Source organism: Pseudomonas sp. GYB4201, from assembly GCF_056312595.1.
In genome coordinates this window covers 14,425-29,708 of the sequence record NZ_JBWGIG010000040.1, presented here as the reverse complement: position 1 = coordinate 29,708, position 15,284 = coordinate 14,425, and the positions used below count along the sequence as shown (strand labels likewise).

Genomic DNA, 15,284 nt, shown 5'->3' with positions numbered 1-15,284 from the left:
GGGCCTCTGCATCAGCGGCTTTTAACCCACAGCCCGAACTCGCGCATCACCTCCACGACCGGCGCCAGCCGCCTGCCGTCCTCCGTCAGTTCGTATTCAACGGTTACCGGCACGGTAGGAAACACCGTGCGCTTGAGTAACCCGGCTTCTTCCAGCGCCCGCAGATCAAGCGTCAGCATGCGCTGGGATATGGCCGGCATATCACGCCTCAGGGCGTTGAAACGCTTGGGGCCCTCCAACAGGTACGAGGCAATCAACAGGCGCCATCGCCCGCCCAGCAAGCGCATTGCTTCTTCCACCGAACAACCGGATATGTTGTGTTTCATCAGCTCAAGCCTCGGGCAAGCAGGTATACATTTTGTACCTATACTACAAATTACTGCCTTCTTCTTATTTTATACCCGCGCTCTAGAATGGCCCGAACGCGCCACTGTGCCATTTCCCCATGTTCTGGAGCTCGCCCATGAAGCTGTACTACATCCCCGCGTCCTGCTCGCTAGCCCCTCATATCGTATTGAATGAACTGGGCCTGCAAGCGACCTTGATCAAGGTCGACCACAAGAAGCACCTCACCGATTCGGGCGCCGATTATCTCGCGGTCAACCCACTGGGCTACGTGCCCGCCCTTGAACTGGAAGACGGCACCTTGCTGCGCGAAGGGCCGGCGATTGTGCAATACCTCGCCGACCTGAAACCGGAGTGCCAGTTGGTGCCCCCCGCAGGCAGCCTGGCGCGGTACCGGCTACAGGAGTGGTTGAACTTTCTGTCGTCCGAGGTGCACAAGGGCTTTATCCCGTTGCTGTACGCCACCCTGGCCGGTTCATACGTGGCCACCGCCAAACCCAAGCTTGAGCAACGCTTCCACTGGATCGATGCTCAGCTGGCCGAAAAGCCGTACCTTATGGGGGACGCCTTCAGCGTGGCAGACGCCTACCTGTTTGCATTGACAGGCTGGGGGCAGGCCGGCTGGTTGACTAGTTACTACAAGGCCGACATCCACTTTGACCACCTGCACAACCTTCGCGCCTGGCATGAACGGGTCAAGGCGCGGCCTGCGGTTTTAACAGCGTTGCGTGAAGAAGGGCTTGCATGACCACGACCTCATTGCTGGAATTCCACAAGATGCACGCCAACGGCGACGACTTCGTCATTGTCGACGCCCGGCGCGTGCCCGTCGCCATCACCGGGCAATTGGCCCGACGGTTGGGTAATAGGAACCGCGGCATCGGCTTCAACCAGCTTGCCGTGATGCTCCCCTGCGAGCACGCCGAGGCGCAATTGGTGTTCTGGAACGCCGACGGCTCGCCCCTGGCTACCTGTGGCAGCGCCACCCGCGGCGCCGCCGATTTTCTGATGCGTGAGGGCAATACCACCGCCGTGGTGGTGCGTACGGGGCGCGGACTCTTGACGTGCACGCGTACCGCCTCCGGCGATATTTCCGTGAGCATGGGCCAGCCTTCGCTTGGCTGGGCGGACATCCCCCTGGCAAGGGAAATGGACACCCGTGAGCTGCCCATCGCCGGCAGCCCTGCCGCGGTCAGCATGGGCAACCCGCACTGCACCTACTTCGTGGACGACCTGGCCACCGTGGACGTGGCCGCCCTGGGGCCCGCGCTGGAACACCATGCGCTGTTCCCGGCCAGAACCAACGTGCATTTCGTCCAGGTCATCAACCGCCAGCACATCCGCCTGCGCATCTGGGAGCGCGGCGGTGGCGTGGCGCTGGGGTCGGGCTCCTGCGCCTGCGGCGCGGCGGTGAACGGCATGCGCCGGGGGCTGCTGGACAGCGAGGTACGGGTTGAATGCGATGGCGGCAGCACGACCGTGCAGTGGGATGGGGCAGGGCCGGTGACGTTGACCGGGCCGGTGGCAAGGCTGTACTCGGGGGGCCTGGCAGACGCTTTTCTCCCCCCGTAGCAGCTGCCGCAGGCGGCGTCCCGAGGCCCACCACGTTCACCGCGGCGCCTGTGACGCGGCCTGGCGGCCGCTGCTACGGGGTCCGTGTTACCCAGGCGGTTGCGGCCAGCGCCATGCCGGCCACGTTCAAGGTCACCGGGTTGAAGGCATCCATCAGCATTGATGGTTGCACCAGCGCCACATCCACCAATAGCGCCAACAACGCCACGCCCGCCACCAGCAACGGCCAACTGCGCCCCGGCGCGAACACCAACAACGCCGCCAGCGCCAGCTCGGCCACCCCCGCCGCCTGGGAAAGCCACAGCGCATCCCCCAGGCCATGGGCCTGCAGCAACGTGCGCTCCCCAGGGGCGGTCAGGATCAGTTTGGGCACCAGCCCATGGTAGGCAAACATGAACGCCAGGCCGCCACGCCCCAGCCAGTGCGCCTGGCGCAGGCGGTTCATGCCGGCGCCTTGAGAAAGCGCCGCTGGTGGTCTGGCGTGGGCATCAGGCACACGTCATATTTGCCGAACAGCCGGTAGCGGTTGAGCGCGATGCGGTCGTAGGCCCAATCCCGCAGCCACAGCGGGCAAAGGCGCAGCGCCCGCAACGCGGGCCAGGGCGCGGGCAGTAGCGCCACCACCGCGAAAAACGCCTCCGAGCGCACCCAGTAATGGTGATCGCGGATGACCGCCATGGTGTCGAACGCATCCACCGGCAGGCCGGCCCACGCCAGCAACGCCTGCCCCTCGGGCGACTGCACCGTGGCCAGGCGCACCCGCTGGCTGCGGTCATGGCGAATCAGGAACTTCGCCCAGCCGTTGCACAGCTTGCACACCCCGTCGAACAGCACCACGGTTTCACCGGGAGCCAGCAGCGGGGCGGGGGTGGGGCGGTTCAGGGAGGTGGGCATGGGCGGGGCTCGTGGGTGGGGCTGTGGGAAGCAGTGTAACGCGCTGTGCGCTCATTGCACTGCGGCGCCTGGGACGCGGCCTGGTGGCCGCTGCTACAGAGGCTGGTATGTAGGCCAGACAGTCATAGGTGCTGGACTGAGCTCGCGGTGTGTTGGTTGGCTGGATTTCCACAAACCAGGCGACGTCTATCGTCCATGCTTGAGTTGCTCCGCATCGATGTCGAAGAACGCCGGCGCCACGCCACATTCCCTCGCAGCGTCTTCCCGGGATACGAAGTTCCACATGGGACGCAGGTCGCTATCGAACGCTACGAAAGCAAGTGAGCCTGAGGGGCTTAGTGCCGAGCCGGCCGGGTAGTGCTCAAGCCAGGCCGTGCGCTTCAATATCTGCCGTGCTACCTCCATGGGGTCGGCTCGAGGCTGCCACCAGCGTTTTTTGCTCAGCAGATGGTCCAGGCCAATGTCCCGTTGCAACTGCTGGATTGCCCGGGTCACGATTTGCTCAGTTGCGTTGGTCACTGACGTGCAGTGGTAATCCAGCAGTTGGCTGCACAGCACGACCAGCCCGCTGGGGCTTGAGCAAACTCGCAGGAAACAGGTGCCCTCCGAGGCGTAGCCGGGAAACCTGAAGCGTGGGTATTCCTTGTAGATAGGTGCGGTGTGAGTCATCGTCACTGGTGCGGCTCCTTGTCTGCCGTGGGCGGGGAAACGCAACCGCCCAACTTCATTGCAGGCGCCACTCTACAGCGGTGGAGAAAGGAACCTGAAACCGGAGTCGTAACAATAAATGCCCCCGCCCCGTAGCAGCTGCCGCGAGGCTGCGTCCGGCCTCGCCGCAGTACATCAGGGCACCGCGGTGCCTGGGACGCGGCCTGGTGGCCGCTGCTACGGGCCGCGCTTCAGCGCCCCCACCCAGCCAGCGCCAACCCCATCCCCAACCCAATCAGCGCCGCACCAATCACCCTGTCCAGCACCCGTTGCCTGGCCAGCAAACGCGCCCGCAACGCCTCCGTCGAAAAGAACAACGCCACGACGCTGAACCATCCCCAATGCGCCAGCGACATGAACAGCCCATAGCCCAAATCAGTCGCCAAACCGTTGCTGACCTGCACCACCTGGCTGTAAGTGGCCACCACGAACAGCATCGTCTTCGGGTTCAGCGCGTTGGTCAGGAACCCCATCCCGAACGCCTTGCCAGCAGACGGGCGCGGGCCGCGGGCCATGCCCACCTCCAAGGCCGACGTGCTGCTCAGCGACTTCCACCCCAGGTAGATCAGGTAACCCGCCCCCAGCAGTTTCATCGCCATGAACACCATTGGTGAGTGGGTGATGATCAGCGCAATGCCCAGCACCGTATACAGCACATGCACCTGCACCCCGCAGGCAATGCCCAACGCCGCCATCAGCCCACTGCGGCGCCCATAGGCGTAGCTGGTGCGGGTGACCATTGCAAAGTCCGGCCCCGGGCTGATCACCGCCAGCATCGTGATCGCCGCTACGGCCAACAACTCATTCATACCTGCTCCCCATTTTGCACGACGTTTTCGCACAGGTACCGTGCGCCATGCCGCGCAGATTGGCGCTTTGCGATGGGGATTAAAAACGATTTATAGTGCAGCGAATCTGTGAGAAATCATCGCCTATATGAAGCTGCCAGCCCTCACCGCGTTTCACTTCTTCACCGTCGCCGCGCAAACCCAGAGCTTCGTCCAGGCCGCGCGCCTGCTGCACGTCACCCACGGCGCCGTCAGCCGCCAGGTGCGGCTGCTGGAAGAGGGCATCGGCGTCGAATTGTTCGACCGGCGCAACCGCGCCATCTTCCTCAACGACGCCGGCCGGCTGCTGTACAACGTCACCGGTCCGTTTTTCGAACAGCTCGAAGGCGCCGTCGACACCCTGCGCCGCGACGCGCGCGAAGAGGTGCTGGTGGTGTCCTGCGAACCGACCATCGCCATGAAATGGCTGATCCCGCGCCTGCCGGACTTCCACGCCGCCCACCCGCACCTGCAAGTGCAACTGCTGACCGCCGGCGGCCCCATCGACTTCGCCCGCACCGGCGCCGACGTAGCGGTGCGGCGGGACGACTTCTACTGGGGCGAGGCGCTGTACAGCGAAACCATCTGCGAAGAATGGATAGGCCCGGTGTGCACGCCAGCGCTATGGCCCGAAGGCCAGCAGCTGGACGGCATGCGCCTGTTGCGCAGCAAGACCCGGCCGTTGGCCTGGGAGCATTGGCTGCGGTTGGCAGAAGTGGCCGCACCGGCGTCGACGCGGTTGGAGTACGAGCATTTCTACCTGTGCATCCAGGCGGCTGCGGCGGGGTTGGGGGTAGGATTGTCGTCGTTCCTGATGGTGCAGGATGAGCTGGCGTCGGGGCAGTTGGTGGCGCCGTTCGGGTTTCGGCAGGACGGCTCGAGGTATTGCCTGCTGGCGCCGCGGGGGTTCGAGGAGGGCAGGAAGGAATCGGTGTTCCTGCAGTGGATTCGCGCACAAATGGCCGCCATAAAACCCACGTAGCAGCTGCCGAAGGCTGCGTCTGTTGCATCTCGACTATTCTAGAGTTGGAAAAATAGCAAGTTATTCATAAAATTTCTGCAGCCATTTTTGATAAGGAGTTCCGATGAAAGTTGGGTTTAAGTGGATGGAAGGGGAAATGGCGGGGTCTACAGAGCTGTTTGAACAAGTTGACCTTAGTTGGCCCTGTAGTGGTAAAGTCCTGTCTCATTATGTGCGGCCTGGAAAACAAAAGTCTGCAACGCTTGCCAAATGCCTAGTTGAAGTTGTGGGTAATGTTGTGGAGCTCGACTATTCGGCGTTCTCAGGGGAAAATCTTGCCAATGGAATGCTTCTTGGTGTTACTCGGCTCACGACCGATTTTGTTCCGGAATTTAGAATATCCAAGGTTGAGTGGAAGCTTCAAGGTGAAAGTGTTTTTAAAGTTGAAAAGTTTAAATTTGTCGTCTCCAGGCAGCGTTCGCCAACCGTAGCCCACAAGAAAGTAAGGTGTGAGCTTGAGCTATTGGTTGGCCAAGCGTTAGAAAAAAACTTTTCTGAGTTAGAGGCGCTGTTGCCGCCAGCAGGTTATCTGCCGCCAAGGCGAAAAGTTGTACGTGAGGATTTCGTCCGAAATCCCATCGTGATAGCTGCGCGGCGTATTCTGGCTAACGGTAAATGTGATTTGTGCAACAAGCCAGCCCCTTTTGATGGGAGCGACGGGAGGCCATATCTAGAGGTGCATCACATTGTTCATCTGGCCAACGGCGGGACGGATACCCTCGATAATACTACAGCTCTTTGCCCGAATTGCCATCGAAAATTACATTTTGGTTATAAGGAGTAAAGGTGTGAAGTTTGCTGTTGCGAGGGGGCTCGCTGTTTGTAGCCTTTCTACACTTGCAGGGCGACGTGCAGTAAAAATAAAATGGTCGTTTATTCCGTATTTTTCTTGGGGAATTAAATCCGTTAATGCCCTGCGCTGGTCGCTAAGTGGTCTGAATCGGCATGCTGAAAGAAGAGTTATCGAGGTGCACTGCTGCACTGCTGCACTGCTGCAGTTCTAAAGGTGATTGAAATTGCTAAGGTTTTAGTACGGTGCTTTCTCTTTTTTTTGTGTGGGGGGTGTTTTGGTGCTGGATATTATAATGGGTCCTGATTTGGGGGTGGCAGGTACGAAGCCCTGCCTGGAGGTTGTGGGTAGCCGTATAGATGTCTTGGGGAGTATGAGTCGGTAGCAATTTTCAGGATTTATATAGGGTCGTGTGTTAAAGGCTGTTGTTGGTCAATCTATTGAGTTTGTTATATATCTCCGCTAGCTCTTCCACTGGCATGGAGGGGCGGCGCGTATGAACCATCGCATGGCAATTTGGGCATAATGGGATCAGGTCAACAATTGGGTCTATTATGTACTGCGAGCTTTGTGTGTATAAGTCAGTCCGGTGATGGATATGGATGTAGTTTTCACCAATTTGTCCGTATTTTTTTGAAAAGTTAAATTTGCATACATAGCATGTAGGGCCGTAGTGGTCTAGGCATTTTTGCCGCGCCCGCGGATTTCGCTCAATTGCCGTGCTTGTGATGTCGTATCTCAGGCCTTCTTCAAAAAGTTTAGGGTGAACTACAGTGGGCTTATAGCACTTAAATAGTGTCCAGCGAATATTTTGACCGGGACTTTGTCGAGACTCGCACTCTTTCCATAATTCGTCAGGGTTGATTTCTGTCAGGTTGGCTGGCCTTTGGTGGCCGTAACCGAAAATTTGCAAGTTTTTGTTTTCAAAAAAATAAGGCCCCGATATTTCAAAAACACAGGCTCGTTTTCCATTGGCGCTGATTATGGCTAAGTCGCCGGCCTGCATCTCGTTGTAAAGATTCCATAGGCTAGGTCCGCCGAGATTTGCATTGTTTAATGAAGGGTACGCTTGAGCTATTAATGAGGCTATTTCTGAAGCGTTGGTTGTATTGTGGTGTCTTAGATCTCCTGTCTGACTCCAACCTATAGCTATTCGGTTTCTATCTTTCATCTCTTCAAGTGCTTCGAGGGCGTATTCGTGGTGGGCTACTAGGCGCCATATGTTCATGGTTCTCTCTTGTGTTTGGTTTGCGGGAGGTATTCATTGTGAATGATCCGGTGTTCAGATTTCACGGGTCGCGTGAATAAATTTGCCTGTGTGCGCTTGGGGAAATGATATCACGAGAATCTCAACTTGCACCAAGTGTTAAAGATTTGGCGGTGCTTTTATGTGCCTGAGGTGTTTGATTATATTAAGTTAACTTATTGAGCTTGCTGGGTTTATTGTTTGCTCGCCATTGATATTTTTATGAGGGGCGGGCAGCCCTCGTCCTTGGCCCATGCCGTTACCCTCGAAGCCTTAGCCGCTCCCAAGGGGGCACAAATGCATGTTGCCCCTGTTAACGATTAAAAAGCAATGCTAGGCAAAAAGAGAGTTCTGGTAGTCATCGTAGGGAAAAACGGGGGGAGTTGGAAAACTCCGAACGGGAGTCGGTGGTGCTGGGTATTATCCGTCACCAAGCTAGATTCCTTACAGGCGATGTAGTTGTCCTCGCCGAGTTGCCCCGATGCCCGCCAACTATCGATAAGACCTCGGTTCATCACCTAGACACATCGTGAGCTGATTACCCGCTTTATCAAAACTGCAATAAGGCATCGGCTCTTACAGCCAGGCATGCAGGGGCACCCCAAGGTAGACAATCAGCAGCCCCAGCGCCACTACCGACCTAAGTCCCCTCGCGCCGCTATCGACGATGGGCCGTGGAGCCCGGCCTCGCCACACCGCCAAGGCTGTTATCGCCAGCCCAACAACGATCGCATAGGTAATATCCCGGTTTTCCGGGATGTAGATCAGCTCATAGCTCTCGGGGTAGCGCAGCCGCCACCACAGGCCGATGCCCATTTGCATCACACCCGCCACGCCCCAAGCCAGCCAGCGCCCAGGCAGACGCATACGGCTGCATACCCCTAGGCTGCCGATGGCCGCCCACCAGGCCATCATGTACATCAACTGCCCATAGCCTCCACCCATCAGCGTGCCGGTCACATCCGTGGGCCGAAGTCCCCAATATAAGATAAACGCCAGGTCGGCGAGTATCGAGCTAAAGGTCAAGGCGCAGAGGGCTTGGTAGGCACGTAATGAGTAAGCGGGGCGCAACAATTGCACGGCTAGCTTCCTGGCTGGCGAGAATGCCGTCGGATGATACCGCAGCTTCCCTGCCCTGTGATCAGCGCCAGATCACCCCATGTGCACTACTTGCACTTCACCAAAACAACCCGACAAGTCCCCGGCGTCCCCCCGCTTCTCCCCGCATACGTCGCACAATCACGCACCGCTTTCGCCTCGGCAGCCTTCGCATTAGGCCCCCACGCCAACCCACCTTCACCTTGAGTAGGCAGCGCTTTGGCATAACACCGCGAACGATCGCTCGCACACCCCGTCATCAGCAGGGCCAGCAAAGCGGGCAGCGCCCAGGTCAAAACGGTACGGCCGGTCATTCTGTTCATTCCACATTCCATACGGCAAAAAACGGCGTCATTCGGTGGGAAACCGAACGTAAGGTAATCATTATGAGGCAAGCGGAGCTGAGACAAACATGAATTCTAGGAATATGTGCTATCTAATGGCTGGTGCGGGCTTTGGCGGCGGATAAAGGCGAGGGGGGCTTGATAAGTTGATCATTGATGTTGTGGGTAATAGAAGTGCAGTGGCGTGCTGGGGGGGGGTATGGTGGTAACTTCTAATGATTTTTAACTTTAATATTTGTTTTCTGTTTTAATTTGGTACGGTTGATAAAGGGCGTTACCTAAAGTGCCTTCTGGTGTCTGGTGTCAGCTTTTAAGTGCGTAAAAATATGCGTTGAGTTAGGGAGTGTCATAGGGTTGGTTACGCTGCGGCCCGGGGTATTCGGGCCGGCAGCAGGTGGTTAGTGGCTAGGAAATTTTAAGATTTTCGAATGTTCACTGTGTGAGTTAGAGGTTGGGCTGGTTGTTCGTCGGAGGCGAATGTCAATAATTTTTTCAGCTGCGCTGCTGGTAAAGTAACTGCTGGGTATATTACACAGTCGTTCAAGTCTGTCGACAGGAACTCCTAGTTCGTCACGGAGGCTGTCGCGAGAAAGTATTTTGTTTTCAATGAGCATTTGAATGCTGCGAGAAATTAGCTTCGGCTCCTCAAATGGAATAATGTCGTCAAGTGGCTCTTTTTTAATCCAGCCTCTAGCAGATCGCGCTTTCCACAGTCTAGATGCGAGTTCGGGTGAAATTAGCTCTAGATCTTGGCAGCGTTTTATCATAGATGCTATTGACACCTTCCATCGTGGTTTAAGTGATTGGAAAGTGTCTAGGGTTGTATAGCTAATTTCATGACTGAAGCTTTCTGCGGGCATTAAAAAAGCACTTGCGAAACGGTGGGCTTGCCTTTCAATTAAATCGTAATGACTTTGGTACTGTTCGGTCGAAATTTTACTGTGTAATACAATGTGGCCTAACTCGTGCGCAGCGTCAAATCGATTGCGAATTGGTGCAGCTTTGTCAGCGGCCAGCAAAATATAGGGGCGATCGTCTAATGAGGACCATTTTGAGACACCATCCATTTTTACATAGCCTATTTCGTCTCTGGCTACGATGGCTCCAAAACTTTCTAGAGTGTGAATTACATCTTTAATGGGGCCAGTTCCCAAGCGCCAGTGAGTTCGGCATTGTGAGGCTATTGCCTCAATATCTGTGTCGTCGATGAGTCGCGCATCGGCGTCGTCTAATAAGGGTATATTGACGGTTGGAAATTCTAAGCTCTCTTGAAGCTTGAATGATATCTCCTCGAGCCAGTTAAGCCGTATACCGGCTATATCCCAAGACGATTTGTGGGTGCTTACTTGGCTTCTAAAAAAGCTTGGCTTATCTTTTAGGGGTTGAAGCGCTGCCTGCAGCATCCAGCTTTCGGGAACCCCAAAGATTTCGCAAATCCTACGAAAACTCTGGGCTGAAGGGCTGCTATCACCCTTTTCCCATTTGGAAATATTGCCAGCAGCACACCCCACCTGTTCAGCTAAAGTGGTCTGTGTCATGTCCGCAGACAGACGAAGCTGTTTAAGGCGTTCAGGTTTGAAACCTTGAATACCTAAGCGCATGGCTATGAAACCTCTATGTGTGATCTATTCATCCATGTTTTCTACTAGTTTTGCCTGGTCTTCTTCGCTTCGCATCCGTACACGGAGTTTAGGCCAGACAGGGTCATTTTCATCTGCGGTTTCAAGTTCATAGCTTCTGAGTAGTTCGCTCATGTCGCACCAAAGGTGAAACCTATTAAGATCATTGGCATAAGGTACGGCGAGCATGAGTGCTACCGGCTTTGATTGATCGAAGCTATTCGAAGTCGCGGGAGATAATGGAGCAATTATAAGATTAAGCTTGTCTAGGCCAGAAACATTTGCAAGGTCAGAGGTGTCGAAAAAATCTGGATTATTCTGGACCGATTCTAGGTAGAGGTTAAGCGCGGAATTGTTGAGACGAGTCTTCGACGGACGAATGGTCTTGCGCCAAGGGATGACGGACGCTGTGACCAATGTGTGATTGGAGCGCAGCAGCGCAAACTCGTCCCCATTGTTGGGGGCGGTAATGCATCGCCCATCCCAAGAGGTTTGCTCGCTAAGAACGTCCTGCAGGAAAAAGTTACGATCTTGCGCTAACTTCCTTCGAGGCGGTAAGGAGCGGAGGGCCTTGCTCTGTTCACTAGCCTTCAGGAATGCAAGGGAGACCGCATCGACAAGCTCCTCATAGTGGCCTTTTGGGGCTTCTTTTCTTAGAAAGCGTAAAATTTGGTTTTTCATCGTCATGCGGTCATTCCTTGTCTTTAGTCTTCTTAAACGGCATTTTACCATGATATTTCTTCCTTTTGGAAGGCTCCTTCCTTGGGGGATGGCCACAAACGCATGCCGCTTCTGGTTTGCTGCGAGCAGCGACTTCTGCCGCTGCGGCAGTTTTCGTTACCTCACGGCAATCAACGCATCCACCAACCCCTTGGCGCCTTCGATGTGGTGCAGGGTGGACCAGGCCAGGCCTTTTTCGATGCCGTCGCCGTCGGTGAGTTCGTAGGCAGAGTCGTAGGCGCAGCGCAGCAGGTGTGCCAGGTGGCACAGGGTGTCTTCCAGGCTGATGCCTGGGTTGACGCTGAAGAACGGCTGTTGTTGCGAGTCGCGCATGCCGAAGGGCAGGGCGGTGGTTTCCTGGAAGTCGCTCATGATCAATGTCCCTATGTGTAAACCAGCGTGGCGGCCCAGGGCAGCCACGTGCAGCGCGTTGCGATTACCAGGCTTTACGCCAGCGCCAGAATTGCCACCATCGAGGCGGTTTGGTGGTGTGCAGGGCTTCGTTGCGGCGTGCGACCTCTAGCAGGGTGCTTTGATGCACGAAGTGTTCGACCACGCGCTTGGGGTCGAACTCGGTTTGGGGCAAGGGGGAGGCGTAGAGCGGGTGATCGGGGGGGGGGTTGCTGGAGGGTGGATCGGGGGTTGGCTTGACCATGGATTGCTCCTCGCGTGTTAAAGAGGCTGCCAATTAGTCGTGACCAAACGAATAGGTGGCAGCTGTGCGCAGGTTGGTCAACCGGGACGCGGGCACCCGGCGCATCCGAAGATGCCCCGTGCACAGCTGCCATAAAGCATCACACCGCCCAAAAAAGGCACGAGTGTGAATATGACGACGCTGAAGCGTCCCGCGTACTCAGGTGACCAAACCCGCCCGCTGTTGTGCAGCGGTGGCGGGAGGTTAGTAACGAGAGGCGATGGGCGCAAGCGTGAAAATGTAAGCTAATTATTCGATTATCGCGGAAGTTGTAGGAAATTTCCTAGGACTTTTCTGATGGTATTTGTATCTGGAGATGTGCGGGGGGGGACCGGGACGCAGCCTGGCGGCAGCTGCTACGGGGGAAGTGGGTGGCAGCTGTGTGCGGGTTGGTCAACCGGTCGCGGGCACCCGGCGCATCCGAAGACGCCCCACACACAGCTGCCATTGCGCTGTGGAAGCCGTAGGGTAATACCCTCGGGAAATGCTGCAAGGTTGAAAGTGTAAGAGCGTGCGGCACGGGCCTTGTAGCAGCGGCCGCAGGCCGCGTCATGAGCAACGCGGACCGTAATTCAGCCAGGTACACCGAGGCGTTCTTTTCGCGGGCAGAGCCCGCTCCCACAAGGGTGCCCGCCACAGCACCAGCCAGTGCCGACGGGTTGCGTTCGGGGCTCAGGTCACCGCGTAATATTTGCGCACATAGCTCGTGCTCAACCACCCACAAGGCGTGCCTTTCGCCACAAACACCGTATCCCCCGCATGCACCACCAGTTCCTCCCCGCCAGCCAACCGCAGGGTCACTTTCCCTTCAGTCAGGTGCATGAACTCATGGCACAAATGCCCACGGCTGTGCCGCTCATAAGCCGTCGAATCCCACACGCCAACTCGTAGCGGGCCCTCTTCAAACACCCCCTGCGCCCGGCACTGCGGCGCGCGGCTGATGAGGATCTTGTCATCGGGCGGCGCCGATGGGCTCAGGTGCAGGTCGCGGTTCACCACGGTCAACCCAGGCACCTCGGCAGCCTCGGCGCGCGTGGCGGCAAACCAGGCCCACAACCCATCGGCACTGGCATCCAAGGCAAACGCCGTGCCCCGCGCGATCACCAGGCAGTCCCCGGCCTTCAGCACAATCGTTTGTTCGCCACGGGTGAAGCCCAGCTCACCCTCATGCACCACCAGCGTTTCAGTGAACGGGTAGGCCGCCACGTCGTACCGGCCCGAGACGGCCGCCAGCCCCGCAGCGAACCCCTGTTCATCGCTGAACACGGTGCTGCGGTGCCCGCCAAACGGGTCGCCTTCTGCCAGCGGGCCTGCTTCACCGGAGTGAAACGCCGCACGCCCATCCGCAAACGCCAATACCCTTGCTACTGAAGCCGACATGTCACTTCCTCGATTAATCAACCAATGGCCTGGGTCACCAACGCAAACGCCTGCACGCCTTCGCAGGCCTGGGGTATTTCGCCGCGGCTCATGCAGGTGACGGTGTCGATGCCGGGCAGGCCGACGCTGTCCAGGTAGCCTTCCAGCCCGCAACCCACGGGGATGTCGATGCGCACGAAGGCGTCCGGCACGCTGGCCAGCAGCTGGGCGATCAAGGCTTGGGCCTGGGCGGCGTTTTGTGCCACCACCGGGCCGATGCAGCGGCCCCGGCCGAACGGGCGAATGATGGCAAAGGCCTGCAGCTGGCCGTCCACATCAAGGCCCACGGCCTGCTCGATGTCGGGGAACACGGCGTGCATCACCGCGCCGCGGTCCAGGCCGGTGGCGGCGCTGGCCAGGTAGCTCATGCGTGGGTGATCGTCTGCGTTCAGAATGCGCCCGGCAGAAGCTGCTGCAACCACGCCAACGGTGCCCTGGCGCTGCTGGATGTGCCCGAACTCGACGAAGCCCATTTTCCGGTACAGCGGTGCGCCGGCCACGGTGGCATTCAATAGCGCGGTGCGCGGGCCGACGCTGTCCAGCGCCAGGTCCATCAGCCGGCGGCCGATGCCGTGGCCCTGGTATTCGTCGCTGACGATGACCAGGCCGATGGTCGACCAGCCGCCCTGGTGGCAGGCGAAGGCCGAGCCGATGACGCGGCCCTGGTCCAGGGCCACGAAGCCGTCTGCGGCGCTTTGCAGCATGGCCCAGTCCTGGGCGCGGTGCGGCCATTTCAAGGCGACGGACAAGGCATGGGCGGCCGGCACGTCGGCGGCGGTCATGGGGCGGTACTGGTAGTCGGTCATGGGTGGCTCCGTTTGAGTCGCGATGGCGCCTTGTATCGCACCTGCACCAAGGGGGTGGCAATAGGGTGGGGCAAGTTCGGCAGATTGTGCAGCGCCATGAGCGCCGCGCCACATTAACTGCTTCAGCCCAGGCGGGCGCCAGCAGTAAATACCAGGGGCAGCCCAGGATAAGGCCTGCGCACGCACCTGGCGCCCGTCTTGCATTGGTCTACGCTGACGCAGAATCTGCTGTGGTTTATTGGGGCCGCCCGCGCCACCCCCGTATTTCGGGCCCAAAACAGCGCACTTTTTTGCGGTTTGCCCGCGTGTGGAGCAGGAAGCACGCTCTGCTGCCGGAACGCGTCAAAACGGTTTTTTGTGTTTTCAAGGCTGCGCTTTAAACGCCATCTGCTGAATTCACGGTGTTGTAATGAAGTCGCTGCGCAACGGAGGGGTTGCCCTCCACGGGACTGTATACCGGGCCTTTGCGCCACAGACTTCCACGAACTCAGGAACGGCACCATGAGCTTTCTTCGCCCGAAATTCATTACCTTCGATTGCTACGGCACCCTCACCAATTTCCACATGGGCACCATGACCCGCGAGCTGTTCGCCGACCGTGTGCCGGCTGACAAGATGGACGCCTTCGTCAAGAGTTTCTCGGCCTACCGCCTGGATGAAGTGATGGGCGACTGGCAGCCCTACGACGTGATTCTGAAGAACGCCCTGGAGCGCACCTGCAAACGCTGGAACGTGGCCTTCAAGGAAGCCGAGGCGCGCCTGTACTACGACGCCGTGCCCACCTGGGGCCCGCACCCGGACGTGACCGCCGGCCTTGCGAAAATCGCCGACAAAATCCCCCTGGTGATTTTCTCCAACGCCAGCGACTCGCAGATCATGTCCAACGTCGACAAGCTGGGCGTGCCGTTCCACAAGGTGTTCACCGCCGACCAGGCCAAGGTCTACAAGCCGCGCCTGGCCGCCTTCGAATTCATGCTGGACAACCTGGGCTGCGGCCCGGAAGACGTGCTGCACGTGTCCTCCAGCTTCCGCTACGACCTGTTCTCGGCCCATGACATGGGCATCAGGAACAAGGCCTTCGTTGCCCGTGGCCACGAGCCTGCGGCCAACGCCAGCTACGAGTACAACCAGATCGCCGACATCGGCGGCCTGCCGGGCCTGGTCGGTCTCTGACCGTTTGC

The 15,284-nt window shown here is 58.0% G+C and carries 19 protein-coding genes; 5 read left to right on the top strand and 14 right to left on the bottom strand.

Going from position 1 to position 15,284, the window contains the following annotated elements; translation table 11 throughout:
• Positions 1-11: 11 nt before the first annotated feature.
• The gene (locus tag AC0Z2B_RS27085; protein ID WP_416423798.1) at positions 12-326 is read right to left on the bottom strand and encodes a winged helix-turn-helix transcriptional regulator; all 315 of its coding nucleotides are present in this window, start codon (positions 324-326) and stop codon (positions 12-14) included.
• Between the two features lie 137 nt (positions 327-463).
• On the opposite strand from AC0Z2B_RS27085, the gene gstA reads away from it, so the two are divergent.
• Both gstA and dapF read left to right on the top strand, forming a co-directional pair.
• A complete protein-coding gene (gene gstA / locus AC0Z2B_RS27080) occupies positions 464-1,093 on the top strand; it encodes a glutathione transferase GstA (RefSeq protein ID WP_476300720.1) in 630 nt (209 codons plus the stop codon).
• Positions 1,090-1,917 carry a diaminopimelate epimerase gene (gene dapF, locus AC0Z2B_RS27075; protein WP_476300719.1) on the top strand — a complete coding sequence of 276 codons (828 nt, stop codon included), beginning with the start codon at positions 1,090-1,092 and terminating at the stop codon, positions 1,915-1,917. Before gstA ends, dapF begins: the two co-directional genes overlap by 4 nt.
• A 73-nt stretch (positions 1,918-1,990) precedes the next feature.
• Here the strand turns inward: dapF and AC0Z2B_RS27070 are convergent, their stop codons facing one another.
• The 4 genes from AC0Z2B_RS27070 to AC0Z2B_RS27055 form a co-directional block, all read right to left on the bottom strand.
• The gene (locus AC0Z2B_RS27070) at positions 1,991-2,362 is read right to left on the bottom strand and encodes a DoxX-like family protein (protein WP_476300717.1); all 372 of its coding nucleotides are present in this window, start codon (positions 2,360-2,362) and stop codon (positions 1,991-1,993) included.
• On the bottom strand, positions 2,359-2,811 hold the full coding sequence (locus tag AC0Z2B_RS27065) for a thiol-disulfide oxidoreductase DCC family protein (protein WP_476300715.1): 453 nt from the start codon (positions 2,809-2,811) through the stop codon (positions 2,359-2,361). The genes AC0Z2B_RS27070 and AC0Z2B_RS27065 overlap by 4 nt, the downstream gene beginning before the upstream one ends.
• Before the next feature lie 186 nt (positions 2,812-2,997).
• Positions 2,998-3,486, bottom strand: coding sequence for a hypothetical protein (locus AC0Z2B_RS27060; RefSeq protein ID WP_476300714.1), 489 nt, complete (start codon positions 3,484-3,486; stop codon positions 2,998-3,000).
• A gap of 224 nt (positions 3,487-3,710) precedes the next feature.
• Positions 3,711-4,328, bottom strand: a complete 618-nt coding sequence (locus AC0Z2B_RS27055; protein WP_476300712.1) for a LysE family translocator — start codon at positions 4,326-4,328, stop codon at positions 3,711-3,713.
• A 127-nt stretch (positions 4,329-4,455) separates the two neighbouring features.
• Here AC0Z2B_RS27055 and AC0Z2B_RS27050 point away from each other — a divergent pair, with 127 nt between their 5' ends.
• Together AC0Z2B_RS27050 and AC0Z2B_RS27045 are read left to right on the top strand one after the other, a co-directional pair.
• Complete coding sequence (locus AC0Z2B_RS27050) at positions 4,456-5,328, top strand: LysR substrate-binding domain-containing protein (protein WP_476300710.1); 873 nt, start codon at positions 4,456-4,458, stop codon at positions 5,326-5,328.
• 103 nt (positions 5,329-5,431) lie between these two features.
• Positions 5,432-6,151, top strand: coding sequence for an HNH endonuclease (locus tag AC0Z2B_RS27045; RefSeq protein ID WP_476300708.1), 720 nt, complete (start codon positions 5,432-5,434; stop codon positions 6,149-6,151).
• A gap of 421 nt (positions 6,152-6,572) precedes the next feature.
• Here AC0Z2B_RS27045 and AC0Z2B_RS27040 read toward each other — a convergent pair whose 3' ends face one another.
• The 9 genes from AC0Z2B_RS27040 to AC0Z2B_RS27000 form a co-directional block, all read right to left on the bottom strand.
• Positions 6,573-7,385 carry a hypothetical protein gene (locus AC0Z2B_RS27040; RefSeq protein WP_476300706.1) on the bottom strand — a complete coding sequence of 271 codons (813 nt, stop codon included), beginning with the start codon at positions 7,383-7,385 and terminating at the stop codon, positions 6,573-6,575.
• Between the two features lie 594 nt (positions 7,386-7,979).
• Complete coding sequence (locus AC0Z2B_RS27035; protein ID WP_476300705.1) at positions 7,980-8,483, bottom strand: hypothetical protein; 504 nt, start codon at positions 8,481-8,483, stop codon at positions 7,980-7,982.
• A gap of 86 nt (positions 8,484-8,569) precedes the next feature.
• Positions 8,570-8,824, bottom strand: coding sequence for a hypothetical protein (locus AC0Z2B_RS27030; RefSeq protein ID WP_476300704.1), 255 nt, complete (start codon positions 8,822-8,824; stop codon positions 8,570-8,572).
• A gap of 419 nt (positions 8,825-9,243) precedes the next feature.
• Positions 9,244-10,446, bottom strand: coding sequence for a helix-turn-helix domain-containing protein (locus AC0Z2B_RS27025; protein ID WP_476300702.1), 1,203 nt, complete (start codon positions 10,444-10,446; stop codon positions 9,244-9,246).
• A gap of 24 nt (positions 10,447-10,470) precedes the next feature.
• On the bottom strand, positions 10,471-11,151 hold the full coding sequence (locus AC0Z2B_RS27020) for a hypothetical protein (protein ID WP_476300700.1): 681 nt from the start codon (positions 11,149-11,151) through the stop codon (positions 10,471-10,473).
• A gap of 150 nt (positions 11,152-11,301) precedes the next feature.
• The gene (locus tag AC0Z2B_RS27015) at positions 11,302-11,556 is read right to left on the bottom strand and encodes a DUF3077 domain-containing protein (protein ID WP_416423814.1); all 255 of its coding nucleotides are present in this window, start codon (positions 11,554-11,556) and stop codon (positions 11,302-11,304) included.
• A 64-nt stretch (positions 11,557-11,620) separates the two neighbouring features.
• Entirely contained in the window at positions 11,621-11,839 is a 219-nt protein-coding gene (locus AC0Z2B_RS27010) for a hypothetical protein (RefSeq protein WP_476300698.1), read from the bottom strand.
• A gap of 711 nt (positions 11,840-12,550) precedes the next feature.
• The gene (locus AC0Z2B_RS27005) at positions 12,551-13,258 is read right to left on the bottom strand and encodes a cupin domain-containing protein (protein WP_476300696.1); all 708 of its coding nucleotides are present in this window, start codon (positions 13,256-13,258) and stop codon (positions 12,551-12,553) included.
• 17 nt (positions 13,259-13,275) lie between these two features.
• On the bottom strand, positions 13,276-14,103 hold the full coding sequence (locus tag AC0Z2B_RS27000; protein ID WP_476300694.1) for a GNAT family N-acetyltransferase: 828 nt from the start codon (positions 14,101-14,103) through the stop codon (positions 13,276-13,278).
• A 501-nt stretch (positions 14,104-14,604) separates the two neighbouring features.
• Between AC0Z2B_RS27000 and AC0Z2B_RS26995 the strand changes: the two genes are divergently transcribed.
• Positions 14,605-15,276 (top strand): haloacid dehalogenase type II, encoded by a 672-nt coding sequence (locus AC0Z2B_RS26995; protein WP_476300692.1) that lies wholly within the window; start codon positions 14,605-14,607, stop codon positions 15,274-15,276.
• Positions 15,277-15,284 lie beyond the last annotated feature (8 nt).